We start from the raw sequence: 17,846 nt of genomic DNA, 5'->3' as shown, positions 1-17,846 counted from the left end.
AATTTCCGTGGCACGTCGAGCGGTATTTCCGTCCACCGGGCACTGTTCGCCCGGCCATTCCCGTCCGTTAACCCGTTCTTCGTTTTTACGTCTTGTTTTCTCCAGCTGCCCGGCCGTGCCGGGCAGCTGGAATTCAGCGCCGTACGGACCGGCGCAGACTGCGTGCCTTGCGCGCCACCCGGCGGACCGTCGCATTGCGCGGGATGAACGCCAGCTGGGCGGGCACCCCGCCGGGCAGTGCCAGCGCCGTCAGCCGTTTGCGCTTGAAGTAGCGCAATATCCGCTCGTCCAGGTTCCGCCCGAGCCAGCTCTCGGTCTCCGCGCGCAGCCCCGGCAGGATCTTCGGCTGCATCGCGAAGCCCACCGCACGTACCAGCGCGCCGAGCGTCTCCACGTCCATGCCGGGGCGCTGCCCCGCCACGGCCGCCCGGTCGGTCAGCTCGGGCAGCAGCGCGTCGACGACGGTGACCGGGACGCGGTTGCTGTTCTCGTACGGGGTCAGCCGCTCCAGCAGCAGTTCGGTGCCCACCCGGGCGACCGGCAGGCCGTACAGCGCGGAGGCCGTGAGCAGGGCGGTGGAGAAGCAGCCGACGACCAGCGCGGGACGCATCCGCTGGTACAGCACCTCCGCGAGGACCGGCGTGTCCAGGACGGTCAGCTCGACCTCCAGCCGTTCCGCCTCCGTCTCCAGGGAGCGGGCGAAGCGGGCCGGAGCGGACGGGTGCGGCTTGAACACCACCCGCGTGTGCCCCAGCCCGGCCACGCCCCTCAGCATCCGCACGTGCAGGTCCTCCTCCTGCTCGGGCGTGAGGATGTCCAGCGCGGACAGGTACTGGCCGAGCAGCAGCGCGGGCTCCTCGATCTCCGGCAGCTCCTCACCGGAGGAGGCCAGGGTGGCGAGGACCTTGGTGAAGGCCGGCGACGGCACGATCTCGCCGGGCACGCCGAACTCGGTGAGCAGCAGGGGCTCAAGGCCCGGCACCAGGTCCAGGTGCAGGACGCGGTCCACGCGGGTGCCGACCAGCGGGTCGATCTTGTTGCGGGTGGGGCCGTAGCTCATCAGACCGTCGGCGTAGACGGTGACCGGGGCGCCGGTGAAGATCTGGGCGAGCGCCAGCGACGGACTGACCTGGATCGACTCGACCGCCAGCTCGATGTCGTCGGTGCCCAGCCGCCACTCGTGACGCAGGTACCGCTCCCACAGCGGCAGGTCGTCGCCGCGGGGAGTCCAGCCGCCCGGGTGGAACGGGAAGATCGCCGCGTTGTACGAGACGACCTCGTCGAACCTCTCGCGCAGCCTCTCGAAGCCCGGCATCTCGTCCAGGGCCGGCGAGGTCTCGGGCGTGGCCGCGTTGTTGCAGACCAGGAGGATGCGCCGGTCGGCCGGGCGGAAGCAGCCGGAGTCCAGGGCGGCGGCGAGCGTGGCCGTGCCGTACAGCGTCGACGCCTGGAAGATCTGGGTGGTCACGCGGCGGCTCCCGCGGGGGAGGGGCGGCGGCGCAGCCGGCGCAGCCGGGTGGCGCGCAGGAGGTCCATGGAGTCCAGTGCCTCGTCGAGCACGTCCTGCGGCATGCGCCGCAGGGCGGCGGCGCTCAGGGACTTCAGTTGCTTGGCCACCGCCGGCTCGAACCTTTCGATGGATCCCAGGTGATGGGAGATGATCGCGCAGTAGGTGCGGACGGCCTTCGGCAGCAGCGCCCCGGCCTCCCGGTCGGCCGCGGTCTCCGCGACGACCTGGTCGAACGCGCGGATGAAGTCGAGCTGCCGGACATCACCGATCTGGGTGAGCGACGAGGCCACCCCGCGCCGGTAGAACACGCCGAGCATGCTCACCGCGGCGAAGGACTCCGCCTCCCGGTGCAGCTTCCAGATCCACGGCCGGTCCTCGGCCGTGCGCAGCCCGTCGGTGAAGTGCAGCAGCCCCTTGTCCAGGAGCCGCCGGTGGTAGACGCCAGCCCAGGCGTAGGCGTAGTCCACGGAGGTGGAGCGGTCGGCGGGCAGGATCGCCTCCCGCGGGTCCAGCACCGTGTTCCGGCGGCCCACCGGCACCCGGTGCACACTGCGCGACCGGGCGGTGCACTGCACATGGTCGGTGCGCAGGAAGTCGCAGCCCAGTTCCTCGATGGCCGTGACCAGCCGCGGGAGGTAACCGGCGGCGAGCCAGTCGTCGCCGTCCAGAAAAGTCAGGTACTCGCCGCGCGCCCGGTCGATACCGGTGTTGCGCGCGGTCGCCAGCCCTCCGTTCCGCTCGTGCCGGACCAGGACCGCGCCCGGCAGCTCGCGCTCGGCGTGCGCGAGGATCTCTGGTGTCCCGTCGCGGGAACAGTCGTCGACGAGAATGAATTCGAAGTCCTCACGCGCGTTCGCCCGCAGGCTCCTGAGCGTGTCGGGCGCGTATTGCTGCACGTTGTAGAACGGCACGATGACGGAGAGCTTGACCACGTCAGGGACGTTAGGGCGCGGCCCGTCATTCGTCTTGACCGTTTGCTTGACAATCGGTGAACGACGCATGGCGAAGCTGTGAACCAGACTTTTTCGGCACCGGATCACGGCCCGATTCCCCATTCGGCGATGTGCTGTTAACCGTTTGTTGTGCCCGGGTTGGGCGGAACGGCGGAATGGCTTTCTAGCGTCCTCGGTGTGCCAGCAAGTGCAACGAAGTCTCTCCGGGTCGCCGTCCTCGCGGACTCCGACACCCGGTGGAAGTGGGGCGCGCTCACCGCGCGCCGGCTCACCCCACCGGCTGCCGAGGTCCGGCTCGACGGCTACCTCCTGCGAGGGCGCGCCACCCCCACCGCCCGCCAGCTGAACGAGATCGGCGTCCGGGCGGACTCCCTCCGTGAGGTCACCGCCGTCGAGTTCCTGCGGGCGATGACCGAGGGCCCCGACGAGCGGTACGACGTCCTCGTCCTCGCCCTGGTCGGCGGCGGCGTGCAGGCCGTGCTGCACGGGCTCAGGAACGCCTGGGGGGCCGGGAGACGGCCCGTCGTCGTCACCGGTTACGTCGGCGTCGTCTACGAGAAGCTCACCGACGGGCTGTTGCTGCGGCACGGCGCGGACCTCGTCCTCGCCAACTCCCGCCACGACGCGGACCGGTTCCGGGCCGTGTACGAGGGGGTGGGTGCCGACGCCTCAGCCGTCACGGAGGTCGCGCTGCCCTTCCTCGGCGGTGACCCCTACACCGGCGGGCACGAGCCCTGCACCGTCGTGTTCGCCGCCCAGCCGTCCGTCCCGGACAACCGCCGGGACCGTGCCTACCTGCTCGGCCGGCTCATCGAACACGCCCGCAAGCACCCCGAACGGGAGGTGCTGCTGAAGCTGCGCTCCAAGCCCGGCGAACACACCACCCACATCGAGGAGCTGCCGTACCAGAAGCTGGTCCAGGGCATCGACCTGCCGGCCAACCTCCGCCTGGTCTACGGCCACATGGGTGACGTGCTGGACCGCACCGACCTGCTGGTCACGGTCAGCTCCACGGCCGCCCTGGAGGCCCTGCACCGCCGGATCCCCACGGCGATCCTCACCGACCTCGGGGTGCGCGAGACGCTCGGCAACCACCACTTCACCGGCTCCGGCTGCCTCGCCTCCTTCAACCAGCTCGACGCCGGCCACCAGCCGGTGCCGGACGAGGAATGGATCGCCCGGCAGGGCGTCGCCGCCGGCGGCACCTCCCGCGGCACGGGGTCGTACGCCACCGCGTTCGACGCGGCCCGGGCGCGCATCGCCGAACTGCTGGAGCGGTCCGGGCACCTGCCGCCCCTGAATCCCTACTACACCCCCGAGACCGCGCCCGGCTATCTGCCCGGCATCCTCGCCCGCCACCACCTCGGTCCCGACGGCGCCCCGCTGCCCGGCGCGCCCGCCGCCGACAAGGCGCCCGGACCCGTCCGCCAGATCGTGCGCCGCGCCGCACGCGGCGCCTACCGGCACGGAGTCCAGCGGGTCGCCCCGGTGATCCGGCGGATGGGCGAGCTGTGACCTCTTCCCAAGGAGTAGACCCCATGTCCCACTCGGAAGCGGGCCCGGGCGCCCCGGTCCGCCGGGTGCTCGCGGTGATCCCCGCGCGCGGCGGCTCCAAGGGCGTGCCCGCGAAGAACCTGGCCCCCGTCGGCGGTGTCCCGCTGGTGGCGCGCGCGGTGCGCGAGTGCCGGGCGGCCCGGCTGGTGACCGACGTCGTCGTGTCCACCGACGACCAGGCCATCGCCGCCGCCGCCCGCGAGGCCGGCGCCGAGGTCGTGCTGCGGCCGGCCGTCATCGCCGGCGACACGGCCACCTCGGAGGCCGCCGTCCTGCACGCCATGGACACGCACGAGGCGCTGCACGGCGCCGCCGTCGACGTGGTGCTGCTCGTGCAGTGCACCAGCCCGTTCCTGGTCCGCGAGGACGTCGACGGGGTGGCCGCCGCCGTCGCCGAGGCCGGCGCCGACACCGCCGTCACCGTGGCCGCCTTCCACGGCTTCGTGTGGCGGGACGGCCAGGACACCGCGGACGCCGCCGGTGGCACGGGCGGGCACGGCGTCAACCATGACAAGTCCTTCCGCCCCCGCCGCCAGGACCGCCCCCAGGACCTGCTGGAGACCGGCGCCGCCTACGCGATGGACGCGGCCGGCTTCCGCACCCACCAGCACCGCTTCTTCGGCCGTACCGAGCTGGTCCGCACCGACCCGGCCCGGGTGCTGGAGATCGACGACCCGCACGACCTGGCCCGCGCCCGCGCCCTCGCCCCGCTCTTCGACGCGGACCGGCCCGGCGCGCTGCCCACCGCCGACGACATCGACGCGGTCGTGCTCGACTTCGACGGCACCCAGACCGACGACCGGGTGCTGATCGACTCCGACGGACGGGAGTTCGTCGCCGTGCACCGCGGCGACGGGCTCGGCGTCGCGGCCTTGCGCAGGAGCGGCCTGAAGCTGCTGATCCTGTCCACGGAACAGAACCCGGTCGTCGCCGCCCGCGCACGCAAGCTGCGCGTCCCCGTGCTGCACGGCATCGACCGCAAGGACCTCGCGCTGAAGCAGTGGTGCGAGGAGCAGGGCATCGCGCCGGAGCGCGTGCTCTACGTCGGCAACGACGTCAACGACCTCCCGTGCTTCGCCCTCGTCGGCTGGCCCGTGGCGGTCGCGAGCGCCCACGACGTCGTACGCGGCGCCGCACGCGCGGTCACCACCGTCCCCGGCGGTGACGGCGCGATCCGGGAGATCGCCAGCTGGATCCTCGGCCCCTCTCTCGATTCCCTCCCCAAGTAAGGACATCCCCTGATGAGCAGCAACTCCCGTCTCCGCACGTTCGGTTCGCGCGAGGCCGGCCCCGGCCGCCCCGTCTACATCACCGGTGAGATCGGCATCAACCACAACGGTGAGCTGGAGAACGCCCTCAAGCTGATCGACGTGGCCGCCGAGGCCGGCTGCGACGCCGTGAAGTTCCAGAAGCGCACCCCGGAGATCTGCACCCCGCGCGACCAGTGGGACATCGAGCGCGACACCCCCTGGGGCCGGATGACCTACATCGACTACCGCCACCGGGTGGAGTTCGGCGAGGACGAGTACCGCCGGATCGACGAGTACTGCAAGGAGAAGGGCATCGACTGGTTCGCCTCTCCGTGGGACACCGAGGCCGTCGCCTTCCTGGAGAAGTTCGACGTCCCCGCCCACAAGGTGGCCAGCGCCTCCCTGACCGACGACGAGCTGCTGCGCGCCCTGCGCGCGACCGGCCGCACCGTCATCCTCTCCACCGGCATGTCCACCCCGAAGCAGATCCGCCACGCGGTGGAGGTCCTGGGCTCGGACAACATCCTCCTCTGCCACGCCACCTCCACCTACCCGGCCAAGGCCGAGGAGCTGAACCTCCGCGTGATCAACACGCTGGAGAAGGAGTACCCGAACGTCCCGATCGGCTACTCCGGCCACGAGACCGGCCTCCAGACCACGCTGGCCGCCGTCGCCCTCGGCGCTGTGTTCGTCGAGCGCCACATCACCCTCGACCGCGCCATGTGGGGCTCCGACCAGGCCGCCTCCGTCGAGCCCCAGGGCCTGACCCGCCTGGTCCGCGACATCCGCACCATCGAGGCCTCCCTCGGCGACGGCGTCAAGAAGGTCTACGACTCCGAGCTGGGCCCCATGAAGAAGCTGCGCCGCGTCGCCGGCGCCGTCGCCGAGGCGGAGATCGCCGCGGCGGCGGGCGAGCCGGTCTCGGTCTGAGCGCCTTGACCGCCTTACTGCCCTACGACGGGACGGTCGTACGCCGATGAGCCCCCGCGCCGGTCACCCCGGCCACCCCGCCCACACGCTCGCCTTCGTGGAGAGCCCGGTACAGCTGCTGAACGTACTGGAGTGGGCGCACGCCCACGGCCTGCGCGGCACCGCCGAGCAGGCCCGGCCGGCCCTGCCCGCCCAGGCCGGGCGGGCCGGGCCGGCCGGCGAACCGGCGCCGCCGGCCGGCGCGCGGCTCACCCTCGTCGTCCTGTCCCCGACCGACCCCATGACCCGGGGCCAGCTGCGCCGCATGGCGGACCTGGCCCGGGACGAGGGGTACCGGGTGCGCTGGGAGGAGGCGCGGGGCGGTACGACGGCGCCGTTCCACACCATCGGCGGCCTGGCCGGCTCCCTGCGCCGGGCCGAGCGGATCGTGATGGGCGACCCCTTCTCCCGCTACGTGCAGCTCCTGCTGACCATCACCCGTGCCCGCGACCTCGTGGTCGTGGACGACGGCACGGCGACGATGGAGTTCGTCGCCCAGCTGGCCCGCGGCGAACGCCTGGTCCGCTGGCACCGCAAGGGCGGCCGTCCCGGCGCCCGCGACCTGCTCTTCGCGCCGGTGTCCTCCTCCGCGCGCCGCCGCCTCACCCCCAGCGCGCACCGCCGTGTCGAGGTGTTCTCCTCGATGCCGGTGACTCAGACCCCGGCCGGCGTCACCGTCACCGCCAACGACTTCGCCTGGACCCGCGCCCGCTTCGGGCCGCCCCGCATCACCAAGGGCGCGGACCTGGTCGGCACCTCCCTGGTGGAGACCGGCGTCGTGGACGGCGACCGCTATCTGACGGCCGTCCGCGACCTGGCCAAGGCGCACGGCGCCACCCGCTACTTCGCCCACCGCCGCGAGAGCGCCGAGAAACTGCACCGGCTGGCCGTCGAGACCGGCCTGGAGATCGTCCGCCCGGACCTCCCGCTGGAGCTGATCGCCCGCCGCGGCCCGATCGGCCGTACGGTCCTCAGCTTTCCCTCGACGGTCGTCCACACCCTCCCGCTGGCCCTGGTCGGCACCGGTGTCCGCGTGGCGGTCTGCGACATCGACCCCACCTGGCTCACGGACACCGCCTCCCCCCGGGCCCAGGGCTTCCTCTCCGGCGTCACGGGCACGGCCCGAGACGTCCACCGCCTGACGGCGATCAGCCCGGCGTAGCTCCGGAGCCGGGCGCCGGAGCCCGGCCCGACGGCCACCCGCCTCCCGGCCCCCGGCACACAACGTCCCTGTGGAGCGCGGAGGTTGATTTGATTTCCACCGCCTCCATGGTGAGCATGGCGGGAGTCGGCGGGGGTTGCCGGCAACGGGGAAACGGGGAGGACCAGACGTATGGCCTGGGACGAGTGGGAGCACTTGAAGGCGGACGCGGCGGCCCGCGTCTCCACCCACATGCAGCTGAACCACGTTCCGATGGATCCGGGTGGCAGCGGTGCCTCCGGAAAGCTGAAGTCGGACAAGAAGACCTGGACGAAGGCCGGCGAGGACACCAAGGGCTTACAGGACGACATCGGCAGGGCGCTGGGGAAGCTGGACGACGGGCAGGCGGGGCTGGGCGACACGGCCGGCTGCCTGTCCGCGGCGGCGCAGAAGGAGTTGTACGAGTCCTGGAAGAAGTACGTCGGCGACGTGAAGGGGCGTGCCGGCGAGCTCGGCGCTGTGATGGAGCGTTCCGGGCACGACCTGGCGAAGTCGGACGGCGACGTCAAGGCGGAGCTGGACAGACTGCGGGCCGGGTACGAGGACACCGAGGCCGTCGGCGGCCGCGCGAAGGGCCGGTGACGGGCACGTCATGGACATCGCGACGCTGAAGGCCCTCGAGCCCACCGAGTACGAGCAGGCTGCCGACGGGTACCGCGCCACGAGCGACATGGCGAGCACCGCCAAGGACGAGGTCGCGAACCGGATCTCCGCGGGCCTGCGCAACCGGCTCGAGGGCGAGGCGATGGAAGCGGCCCTGCGCGAGCTGAACGAGCTGGGCAAGGACTTCCACTACATCCAGACCGAGTGCGCGCTGGTCAGTACGGCGCTGAACGGTTTCGCTTTCGACATGGCCGCGGCCAAGAAGAAGCTGGAGGCGGCGCTGGAGGACGCACAGGCGGCCGGCTGCACGGTGGGCGCGGACGGGTCGGTGTCGTTCCCGGCCGGCGGCAAGGAGGCCGACGGCAAGGTGCCCGAGGGCGGCACGGTGTCACCGTCGTCCAGCACCACGGATCCGACGGCCGCGGCGATCGAGCGCCAGGCCGTGAACATGCACCCGAACCCGAACTTCGGAAAGGCCGTGGGGTTCGCCAACCGCATCGGCGATGCGCTGCAGGAGGCCACGGACGCGGACGCGAAGTGGGCGCCGAAGCTGCGGGCGCTGAAGGCCGACGACGACCTGGTGGTCTCCGACCGGGACTGGGCGGATGCGAAGTCGGACGGGGACGGGGTGGGCGACGCCGGCAAGAAGTACCTCGACTCCCTTCCGCAGCCACCCGAGGACGGCAGCCCGAAGGACAACGCGGCCTGGTGGAAGGGCCTCGACGACGAGCAGCGGGCGGCATGGCTCTCCCTCCGGCCCGATTCCGTCGGCGGACTCGACGGCCTGCCCTCCACGGTCCGCGACGAGGCCAACCGCGTCGTCCTCGACGAGACCCGCGCCCGCTACCAGCTGGAGCTCGACTCCATACCGGACCCGCCCATGAACGAGTGGACCTACATCGCCTCCAACGGCTGGGCGTCCAAGGTGCACACCGACGAATACACGGACTGGTACAACAAGTACGGCGAGCGCTACGACCACCTCAACAAGTCGCTCAACGGCATGAAGAGCATCCAGGAGCGCTTCGACAAGACCGGTGAGCGGGGGCTTCCCGAGGCTTACTTGCTGGGGTTCAGCGCCGATGACGACGGCCGCGCCATCGTGGCCAACGGAAACCCGGACACCGCGGACCACCAAGCCGTCTATGTGCCTGGCACGACGTCGGATCTGAACGGTATCGGCGGCAACATCGACCGGATGGTCAACGTCTGGGACGTAGCCCATGCCAAGGGTGGTGGCCAGTCCGTCTCCACGATCACGTGGCTGGGCTACGACGCACCGGGCGACGTCGTCAAGGACGCGCCTTTCAGTAACTACGCGTATGACGGTGCTCCGGCGTTCAACAAGTTCCTGGACGGGCTCGAGGCGTCGCACTCCGGAGATACGCCACCGCACCGGACCGTGATCGGCCATTCCTACGGTTCGACCCTCATCGGGGCCGCAGCCGAGAAGGGGACCCTCAACGCCGACGATGTCGTCTTCGCGGGCAGTCCCGGCGTCAGGGTGTCCGGTGCCGACGAGATGGACGTACCCAAGGGGCACGTGTGGAACGAGGAGGGTGGCTCGGACCCGGTTCCGGACATCGGCCGCTACGGCCATGGCGGGGACGGCTTCGTCATTCCGAGCGACCCGGACTTCGGCGCCAACCAGATGGCGACGGACACCCATGGACACGGTGGGTACTGGGACCCCGGTTCCAAAAGCCTGTTGAATCAGGCGTTGGTCGTCGTCGGGAAGGGCGACAACGTGGAGCTGAAGCCCCCGCCCGATACGTTCGGGCCGCCCGGTTACTGGGCGCGTGTGAAGTAGGAGAGACTCCCTGACGTGAAGATCAAGCTGGGCGTCCTCGCGGTCGCCATTCCCCTTGCGCTCACTGCCCTCACCGGATGCGACATGACTGACAACGACTCCGACGTTCCTTCCGCCGGTACGAGCACGTCGAGTGCCGCCGCGGACGAGCTGGAACGTGTCTCCAGCGGCATCCACGACCTGATCGGTGTCAGGGGGAAGACGTCCGACAGCCGCGCGACGGTGACGGAGTGTTCCGGCAAGGACCCGGACAAGTACTTCCGGGTCCTTCACCCGTGGAGCTTCTCCCCGGCGTCCTCCGATGACCTCGGGGTAGCCATGCGACGGCTCAAGGAGGCACTGCCGAAGCATGGCTGGAAGATCGTCGAGTACGGACCGGACACCAGCAAGAACAAGAACCTGAGGCTCACGGCCGAGAACGATGCGAAGAGGGCCGGCGTGCACATCGTTCAGATGGCGAAGGACAATCCTCCGATGCTGAGCGTGGACGTCGTCTCCGGTTGCTACCAGGTTCCCGACGGCCAGAAGGTCGAGCACTTCTAGCGCCGCCGTCCGGGCGACGGCCACCAGGCGTGGGAGGTCCGCCCGGACACCGGGACGCCTGCCCGGGCAGCGGCGCCGGAGCCCGCCGGGAACGGGACGCGTGCGGGTCCGCTTCGTGGACATGACGCGCGTGACACGGGTGATGCGTGGTATGCGTGGAAGGAGGAAACAGAGGTTTTACCCAACAGAGTCCGCCGCCATGCGCCCGACGGTCAGATTTTATTCCCCTAACGGGCTGAAGTTTTGTTGAACGTGGGGTAGTTGACCGGCTGGGCGTCCTACCCTTCAGAGGGTGAAGCAATTGATGTCCTCAGAGTCCGAGGCCGGCCTCCCGGGCGATGTGCTCCCCGGCGTGCTGAGCGAGTCCCTGCACGCAGAACTGGTCGCGTTCCGGCGCGACTTGCACATGCACCCGGAGCTGGGCAATCAGGAGTTCCGCACCACCGCGGCGATCAAGGAGCGGCTGGAGCGAGCCGGTCTCAAGCCCCGCGTCCTCGCCACCGGAACCGGACTCGTCTGTGACATCGGGCTCCCGGAGGGTGAGCAGCCGGCCGTACCGCTGCTCGCGCTGCGCGCCGACATCGACGCCCTGCCCATCCCGGACACCAAGGCGGACTGCCCGTACCGATCGACCGTGCCCGACCGGGCGCACGCCTGCGGTCACGACGTCCACACGACCGTCGTCCTCGGCGCCGGCCTCGTCCTCGCCGACCTGCACGCCAAGGACCTGCTGCCCCGGCCGGTACGACTGATCTTCCAGCCCGCCGAGGAGGTCCTGCCCGGCGGCGCCCTGAGTGCCATCGAGGACGGCGCGCTGACCGGGGTGGGCCGGATCCTCGCCGTGCACTGCGACCCCCGGGTGGACGCCGGGCGGATCGGTCTGCGGCACGGCGCGATCACCAGCGCCTGCGACCGGCTGGAGATCGCCCTCGACGGGTCCGGCGGCCACACCGCCCGCCCCCACCTGACCACCGACCTGGTCACCGCCGCCGCCCGCGTCGCCGTCGACGTGCCCGCGCTGATCGCCCGCCGGGTCGACACCCGGGCCGGTCTCGCCCTCACCTGGGGCCGGATCGAGTCGGGGCACGCCCCGAACGTGATCCCGCAGCACGCCGAGCTGTCCGGGACCGTGCGCTGCCTGGACCTGGAGGCATGGCGGCAGGCGCCCGACATCGTGCACGCGGCCATCGACGAGGTCGCCACGCTGCACCGGGCCAAGTCCGAGATCAACTACGTGCGCGGGGTGCCGCCCGTCGTCAACGACCGGGAGTCCACCGAGGTGCTGCGCCGGGCCATGGTCGCCCGGCGCGGCATGAAGTCCGTGGAGAGCACCGAGCAGAGCCTCGGCGGTGAGGACTTCTCCTGGTACCTGGAGCAGGTGCCCGGTGCGATGGCCCGCCTCGGCGTGCGCCGGCCCGGCGAGCGCACGGTGCGTGACCTGCACCAGGGCGATTTCGACGCCGACGAGTACGCGATCACGGTGGGCGTGGAGATGTTCACCGCGGTGGCCTTCCTGGACACCGGCGCGGCCCGCGGCTGAGCCCGGGAGCGGGCGGAGCGGCCCCCTCGGGGGCCGTCTCCGGCCCGGCGCAACACGGATACAAGCCATTCGTGCACAGCGCGCGACAGCGGCGTGACAAGGCCGGGAGTGCGAGTTCAGGCGCTGTTTGCCTCGAATCGATAACGGCTTCGCGAGGGGTGTTTTTCTGACATCTACGCGCGTTACGATGCCGCGAAGCCGACGCCGAAGGGGCGTCCCGGCTCTAGCACCGACACGGTGCTCACATCAAGCGCCGACATGGCGCTCAGGTCAGGTGAAGGAGCCTTCCCGTGCGCCGGGTAGCCAAGCTTTCCGCTGCGTGTATCGCGTCCGCAGCACTCGCAATGACTGCCACAGCCTGTGGCAGCACCTCCTCCGACAACGACAGCCCGTCGTCCTCCGGTGACGGCAAGGGCGTCAAGATCGGCCTCGCGTTCGACGTCGGCGGCCGTGGTGACCGCTCCTTCAACGACTCCGCCGCGCGCGGTGCCGACCAGGCCAAGAAGGAGTTCGGCGGTGACATCAAGGAGCTGACCGCCAAGACCTCCGACACCGAGGCCGACCGCGAGCAGCGCCTGTCGGACCTGGCGGACGCCGGCTACAACCCCGTCGTGGGTGTCGGCTACGCGTACGCCGCCTCCATGGCCAAGGTCGCGGCGAAGTACCCGAAGACCAGCTTCGGCATCGTCGACTCGGTCGTGGACGCCAAGAACGTCGACAGCATCAACTTCACCGAGGAGCAGGGCTCCTACCTGGCCGGTGTCGCCGCCGCGCTCAAGACCAAGTCGAAGCACGTCGGCTTCGTCGGCGGCGTGGACGTCCCGCTGATCAAGAAGTTCGAGGCGGGCTACGTCCAGGGCGTCAAGGACACGAACTCCAAGATCAAGGTCGACACCCAGTACCTGTCCCACGGCTCGGACACCTCCGGCTTCGCCAGCCCCGACAAGGGCAAGGAGGCCGCGCAGGGCATGCTGGACAACGGCGCCGACGTCATCTACACGGCGGCCGGCTCCTCCGGCAACGGCGCGATCGAGGCCGTCAGCGGCAAGAAGGGCGCCTGGGCCATCGGCGTCGACTCGGACCAGTACAACATCCCGGGTCTGGCCAAGTACAAGAACGCGATCCTGACCTCCATGGTCAAGAACGTCGACGTCGGCGTCTACGACTTCATCAAGTCCGTGCACGACGGCAAGGCGCTGGCCGGCACCAACAGCTACTCGCTCGCCAAGGACGGCGTGAAGCTGGCCACCAGCGGCGGCTTCATCAGCGACATCCAGGCCAAGCTGGACGCCGCGAAGAAGAAGATCGTCGACGGCTCGATCAAGGTCAAGACCACCCCGTGACCTGACGGGTCCCACGGACCCAGGCTCGGCGCGGGGGCGCCTCCCGGAGCCCCCGGCCGAGCCATAACAATGTGTCAACTCTACGCGTGTAGCACGGAGTTGCCGCGCTAGCGTCGCCGACGCCTGCCCCCTCCCCGCAGCCCCTTTCCCCGAGGAGAGTGCGCCATCAACGCGTCCAGCCCTCCCGCTGCCGTCGAACTGCGCGGCATCACCAAGCGTTTCCCCGGCGTCGTCGCCAACCGCGACATCGACATCACGGTCCGCACGGGCACCGTCCATGCCCTGTGCGGTGAGAACGGCGCCGGCAAGTCCACCCTGATGAAGATCCTCTACGGCATGCAGCAGCCGGACGAGGGCACCATCACCGTCGCCGGCGAACAGGTCGTCCTGAACAACCCCGGCGACGCCATCGCCCGCGGCATCGGCATGGTGCACCAGCACTTCATGCTCGCCGACAACCTCACCGTGCTGGAGAACGTCGTCCTCGGCGCGGAGAAGCTGCACGGCATCGGGGGCAAGGCACGCGCCAGGATCACCGAGATCTCCGACGCCTACGGGCTCGGCGTCCGCCCCGACGCCCTGGTCGAGGAACTCGGTGTCGCCGACCGCCAGCGCGTGGAGATCCTCAAGGTCCTCTACCGCGGTGCCCGGACCCTCATCCTGGACGAGCCCACCGCCGTCCTGGTGCCGCAGGAGGTCGACGCCCTCTTCGCCAACCTGCGCGAGCTGAAGGCCGAGGGCCTCACCGTCATCTTCATCTCCCACAAGCTGGGCGAGGTGCTCTCCGTCGCCGACGAGATCACCGTCATCCGGCGCGGCACCACCGTCGGCACGGTCGAGCCGGAGGGCACCACGCCCAAGCAGCTCGCCGAGCTGATGGTCGGCAGCGAACTGCCGACGCCCGAGACCGAGGAGTCCACGGTCACCGAGGTGCCGATGCTGACGCTGGACGGCGTCCATCTCACCCAGACCGACCTCGACGGTGTCGAGCGGGTCATCCTGGACGAGATCTCCCTCACCATCCACAAGGGCGAGGTCCTGGGCATCGCCGGCGTGGAGGGCAACGGCCAGTCCGAGCTGGTCGAGGCGATCATGGGCATGCGCCGGCCCGACGCCGGCGTCGTCCGTCTCGACGGCACCGACATATCGCAGGCCCCCACCCGCGACCGCCGCGAGGCCGGCATCGGCTACATCCCCGAGGACCGCCACCGCCACGGCCTGCTGCTGGAAGCACCCCTGTGGGAGAACCGCATCCTCGGCCACGTCACCGAGAAGCCCAACTCGCGCGGCGCGCTGCTCGACCTCAAGGCGGCGCGCGCCGACACCCAGCGCATCGTCGAGGCCTACGACGTACGCACCCCCGGCATCGACGTCACCGCGGCCTCGCTGTCCGGCGGCAACCAGCAGAAGCTGATCGTCGGCCGCGAGATGAGCCACCACCCCAAGCTGCTGATCGCCGCCCACCCCACCCGTGGTGTGGACGTCGGCGCGCAGGCCGCGATCTGGGACTACATCCGCGAGGCCCGCCGCGACGGCCTGGCCGTGCTGCTCATCTCCGCCGACCTCGACGAGCTGATCGGGCTCTCCGACACCCTGCGGGTGATGTACCGCGGCCGCCTGGTCGCCGACGCCGACCCCGCCACGATCACCCCCGAAGAGCTGGGCTCCGCCATGACGGGTGCGGCCACCGGGCACCTGGAGCACACAGAGGACGACGCGCGATGAAGAAGCTGACCTCACGGATCGACAAGGAGCGGCTGCTCCTCGGGATCGCGGCGCCGCTGCTGGCGGTCGTCGCCGCGCTCGTCGTCACCGCCCTGGTGATCGCCGCGACCGGCAAGAATCCCGGTCCCGCCTTCCACGACATGGTGACCTACGGCTTCGCCAGCGACAGCCAGGTCTTCATCCTGAACAAGGCGACGACGTACTACCTGGCGGGTGTCGCGGTGGCCATCGGCTTCCGCATGAACCTGTTCAACATCGGTGTCGACGGCCAGTACCGGCTCGCCGCGTTCGTCGCCGCCGTCCTCGGCGGGGCGCTCACCGTGCCCGGCTGGCTGGCCATCCCGCTGATCGTCATCTGCGCCATGGCGACCGGTGCGCTGTGGGCGGCCATCGCCGGCATCCTGAAGGTGACCCGCGGTGTCAGCGAGGTCATCGCGACCATCATGCTGAACTCGATCGCCACCGCGATCATCGGCTACCTGCTCCAGCCCGGGAAGCTCGGCCAGCTCGATCAGGCGGGCACCCTGGTGTCCACCAAGCCGCTGCCGTCGTCCGCGCACTTCTTCAACATCGACACCGGCCCGGCCGGTGTCCTGGACGGGTTCATCGTCGTCGCCGTGCTCGTCGGTGTCGCGTACTGGTTCGTGCTCGGCCGCACCCGGTTCGGCTTCGACCTGCGCACCGTGGGCCAGTCCGAGAGCGCCGCCTCCGCGAGCGGTGTCTCGGTGAAGAAGATGATCGCCACCAGCATGATCATCTCGGGTGCGGTGGCCGGTCTGATCGGCATGCCGACCCTGCTGAACGAGAGCCATCAGTACGACAACAGCTTCCCCAGCGGGATCGGCTTCACCGGCATCGCCATCGCGCTGCTCGGCCGCAACAACCCGATCGGCATAGCCCTCGGCGCGCTCCTGTGGGGCTTCCTGGAGCGCACCACCAACCACCTGGAGTTCCAGGGCTACGACAAGGAGATCCTCGGCGTCATCCAGGGCGTCATCGTCCTCTGCGTCGTGATCGCCTACGAGGTCGTACGGCGCTATGGCCTCAAGCGCCAGCAGCAGAAGGTGGGCGCCGAACTCGCCGCCCAGGCCGCCGCGACGAAGAAGCAGGAGGTGGCGTGATGACTGCCACGATGACCGACGCGCCGCCGCCGGCGGCCCCCAGGGCACCGGGCGCCCCCCGGCGTTCCGGCCGCTCCCTGGGCCTGACCCTCATGATCGTCGCGGGCGCGCTGCTGCTCCTCGCCGCGGTCCGCGTGATCACCGGCGCCAACCAGCTCGACTCCGCCGGACAGGTCGCCGCCGCGCTCGCCCTCGCCGTCCCGATCGGCCTCGCCGGTCTCGCCGGCCTGTGGTCCGAGCGGGCCGGTGTCGTCAACATCGGCCTCGAGGGCATGATGATCCTCGGCACCTTCGGCGCCGGCTGGATCGGCTGGCAGTCCAGCCCCTGGCTCGGCCTGCTGTGCGGCATCGGCTTCGGCGTCCTCGGCGGCCTGGTGCACGCCGTCGCCACCGTGACCTTCGGCGTCGACCACATCGTCTCCGGTGTCGCCGTCAACCTGCTCGCGCTCGGCGCCACCCAGTACCTCGCCAAGCTGTTCTTCGCCGGCGGCTCGGCCGCCCAGGCGGGCGGCAACCCCAAGCAGTCCCCGCCCGTGGACTCGCTGCCCGACGTCACCCTCCCCGGTCTCTCGGACGCCCTCGCGTCGGTCGAGAAGCACCACTGGTTCCTCGTCTCCGACCTGGCCGGCATCATCGGCGGTCTGATCACCAACCTGTCCGTGGTGACGCTCCTGGCCGTGCTGCTGTTCGTCGGCAGCTGGTGGCTGCTGTGGCGCACCCCGTTCGGGCTGCGGCTGCGCTCCTGCGGTGAGAACCCGACCGCCGCGGAGTCGCTCGGCGTCAACGTCTACCGCTACAAGTACGCGGCCGTGGCCGTCTCCGGCGGTCTCGCCGGCCTCGGTGGCGCGTTCCTCGCGCTGGTCACCTCGCACACCTACCTGGAGGGCCAGACCGGAGGCCGCGGCTACATCGGCCTCGCGGCCATGATCTTCGGCAACTGGCGCCCCGGCGGCCTCGCGATGGGCGCCGGCCTGTTCGGCTACTCCGACGCGCTCCAGCTGCGCAACGGCGGCGTCACCGTCCACGCCCTGCTCCTGCTGCTGGTCGTCCTGCTCGCGCTGCTGGCCGGCTGGAAGCTGTACAAGAAGGCCCTGTGGCAGGGCGTGATCAGCGCCGTCACGGCCGCGCTGGTCCTGGTCTGGTACCTGGTCACCGACGAGGTCCCCAGCGACTTCGTGGGCGCCACCCCGTACGTCGTCACGCTGCTCGTGCTGTCGCTGTCCGCGCAGCGCCTGCGGATGCCGAAGGCGGACGGCATGCGCTACCGGAAGGGCCAGGGCAAGTGACGGCGACACCGGCCGGCGGGTTCGACTGGGAGGCGCTGCGTGCCGAGGCGCGGGAGGCCATGTCCCACGCCTACGCCCCCTACTCCGGCTACCCGGTCGGCGTGGCGGCCCTGGTCGACGACGGCCGCACGGTCACCGGCTGCAACGTCGAGAACGCCTCCTACGGCCTCGGCCTGTGCGCCGAGTGCGGCCTGGTCTCGCAGCTCCAGCGCACCGGCGGTGGCCGGCTCACGCACTTCACCTGCGTGGACGGCACCGGCGCCCTGCTGGTCCCGTGCGGCCGCTGCCGCCAGCTGCTCTACGAGTTCGGCGGCCCGGAGCTGCTGCTCGACACCCCCGCGGGCGTCCTCCCGCTCGCCGAGATGCTGCCCCAGGCCTTCGGCCCGGACCATCTCACCAAGTAACTCCCGCACGGCCCCTCTGAACCGCTCAGGGGGG

At 70.7% G+C, this 17,846-nt stretch carries 15 protein-coding genes; 13 read left to right on the top strand and 2 right to left on the bottom strand.

Going from position 1 to position 17,846, the window contains the following annotated elements; genetic code table 11:
- Positions 1–133: 133 nt before the first annotated feature.
- The gene (locus ACGFT1_RS12535; RefSeq protein WP_373908963.1) at positions 134–1,468 is read right to left on the bottom strand and encodes an alpha-2,8-polysialyltransferase family protein; all 1,335 of its coding nucleotides are present in this window, start codon (positions 1,466–1,468) and stop codon (positions 134–136) included.
- Positions 1,465–2,442, bottom strand: coding sequence for a glycosyltransferase family 2 protein (locus ACGFT1_RS12530; RefSeq protein ID WP_373908962.1), 978 nt, complete (start codon positions 2,440–2,442; stop codon positions 1,465–1,467). The genes ACGFT1_RS12535 and ACGFT1_RS12530 overlap by 4 nt, the downstream gene beginning before the upstream one ends.
- Positions 2,443–2,640: 198 nt before the next feature.
- Between ACGFT1_RS12530 and ACGFT1_RS12525 the strand changes: the two genes are divergently transcribed.
- The 13 genes from ACGFT1_RS12525 to ACGFT1_RS12465 all read left to right on the top strand — a co-directional run bounded on the left by ACGFT1_RS12525 (position 2,641) and on the right by ACGFT1_RS12465 (position 17,812).
- Positions 2,641–3,978 (top strand): DUF6716 putative glycosyltransferase, encoded by a 1,338-nt coding sequence (locus ACGFT1_RS12525; RefSeq protein WP_373908961.1) that lies wholly within the window; start codon positions 2,641–2,643, stop codon positions 3,976–3,978.
- A 23-nt stretch (positions 3,979–4,001) separates the two neighbouring features.
- On the top strand, positions 4,002–5,246 hold the full coding sequence (locus ACGFT1_RS12520; RefSeq protein ID WP_356818493.1) for an N-acylneuraminate cytidylyltransferase: 1,245 nt from the start codon (positions 4,002–4,004) through the stop codon (positions 5,244–5,246).
- A 12-nt stretch (positions 5,247–5,258) separates the two neighbouring features.
- The gene (locus tag ACGFT1_RS12515) at positions 5,259–6,197 is read left to right on the top strand and encodes an N-acetylneuraminate synthase family protein (RefSeq protein WP_373908960.1); all 939 of its coding nucleotides are present in this window, start codon (positions 5,259–5,261) and stop codon (positions 6,195–6,197) included.
- Between the two features lie 46 nt (positions 6,198–6,243).
- Positions 6,244–7,398 carry a hypothetical protein gene (locus ACGFT1_RS12510; protein WP_373908959.1) on the top strand — a complete coding sequence of 385 codons (1,155 nt, stop codon included), beginning with the start codon at positions 6,244–6,246 and terminating at the stop codon, positions 7,396–7,398.
- Positions 7,399–7,569: 171 nt separating this feature from the next.
- A complete protein-coding gene (locus ACGFT1_RS12505) occupies positions 7,570–8,019 on the top strand; it encodes a hypothetical protein (protein ID WP_373908958.1) in 450 nt (149 codons plus the stop codon).
- A 10-nt stretch (positions 8,020–8,029) separates the two neighbouring features.
- Entirely contained in the window at positions 8,030–9,850 is a 1,821-nt protein-coding gene (locus ACGFT1_RS12500; RefSeq protein WP_373908957.1) for an alpha/beta hydrolase, read from the top strand.
- A gap of 15 nt (positions 9,851–9,865) precedes the next feature.
- Positions 9,866–10,393, top strand: coding sequence for a hypothetical protein (locus tag ACGFT1_RS12495; protein WP_373908956.1), 528 nt, complete (start codon positions 9,866–9,868; stop codon positions 10,391–10,393).
- Between the two features lie 304 nt (positions 10,394–10,697).
- Positions 10,698–11,933: an amidohydrolase gene (locus ACGFT1_RS12490; protein WP_373908955.1), complete on the top strand. Its 1,236-nt coding sequence runs from the start codon at positions 10,698–10,700 to the stop codon at positions 11,931–11,933.
- 290 nt (positions 11,934–12,223) lie between these two features.
- A complete protein-coding gene (locus ACGFT1_RS12485; RefSeq protein ID WP_373908954.1) occupies positions 12,224–13,276 on the top strand; it encodes a BMP family protein in 1,053 nt (350 codons plus the stop codon).
- A 198-nt stretch (positions 13,277–13,474) separates the two neighbouring features.
- Positions 13,475–15,001 (top strand): ABC transporter ATP-binding protein, encoded by a 1,527-nt coding sequence (locus ACGFT1_RS12480; RefSeq protein WP_373909222.1) that lies wholly within the window; start codon positions 13,475–13,477, stop codon positions 14,999–15,001.
- The gene (locus ACGFT1_RS12475; protein ID WP_373908953.1) at positions 14,998–16,122 is read left to right on the top strand and encodes an ABC transporter permease; all 1,125 of its coding nucleotides are present in this window, start codon (positions 14,998–15,000) and stop codon (positions 16,120–16,122) included. Before ACGFT1_RS12480 ends, ACGFT1_RS12475 begins: the two co-directional genes overlap by 4 nt.
- Positions 16,122–17,408, top strand: coding sequence for an ABC transporter permease (locus ACGFT1_RS12470; RefSeq protein ID WP_373908952.1), 1,287 nt, complete (start codon positions 16,122–16,124; stop codon positions 17,406–17,408). The genes ACGFT1_RS12475 and ACGFT1_RS12470 overlap by 1 nt, the downstream gene beginning before the upstream one ends.
- Positions 17,405–17,812 carry a cytidine deaminase gene (locus ACGFT1_RS12465; protein WP_373908951.1) on the top strand — a complete coding sequence of 136 codons (408 nt, stop codon included), beginning with the start codon at positions 17,405–17,407 and terminating at the stop codon, positions 17,810–17,812. Before ACGFT1_RS12470 ends, ACGFT1_RS12465 begins: the two co-directional genes overlap by 4 nt.
- Positions 17,813–17,846: the final 34 nt, after the last annotated feature.

This window comes from Streptomyces sp. Y20, assembly GCF_043195475.1.
GTDB lineage: Bacteria > Actinomycetota > Actinomycetes > Streptomycetales > Streptomycetaceae > Streptomyces.
This window is presented reverse-complemented; position numbering and strand designations above follow the sequence as displayed.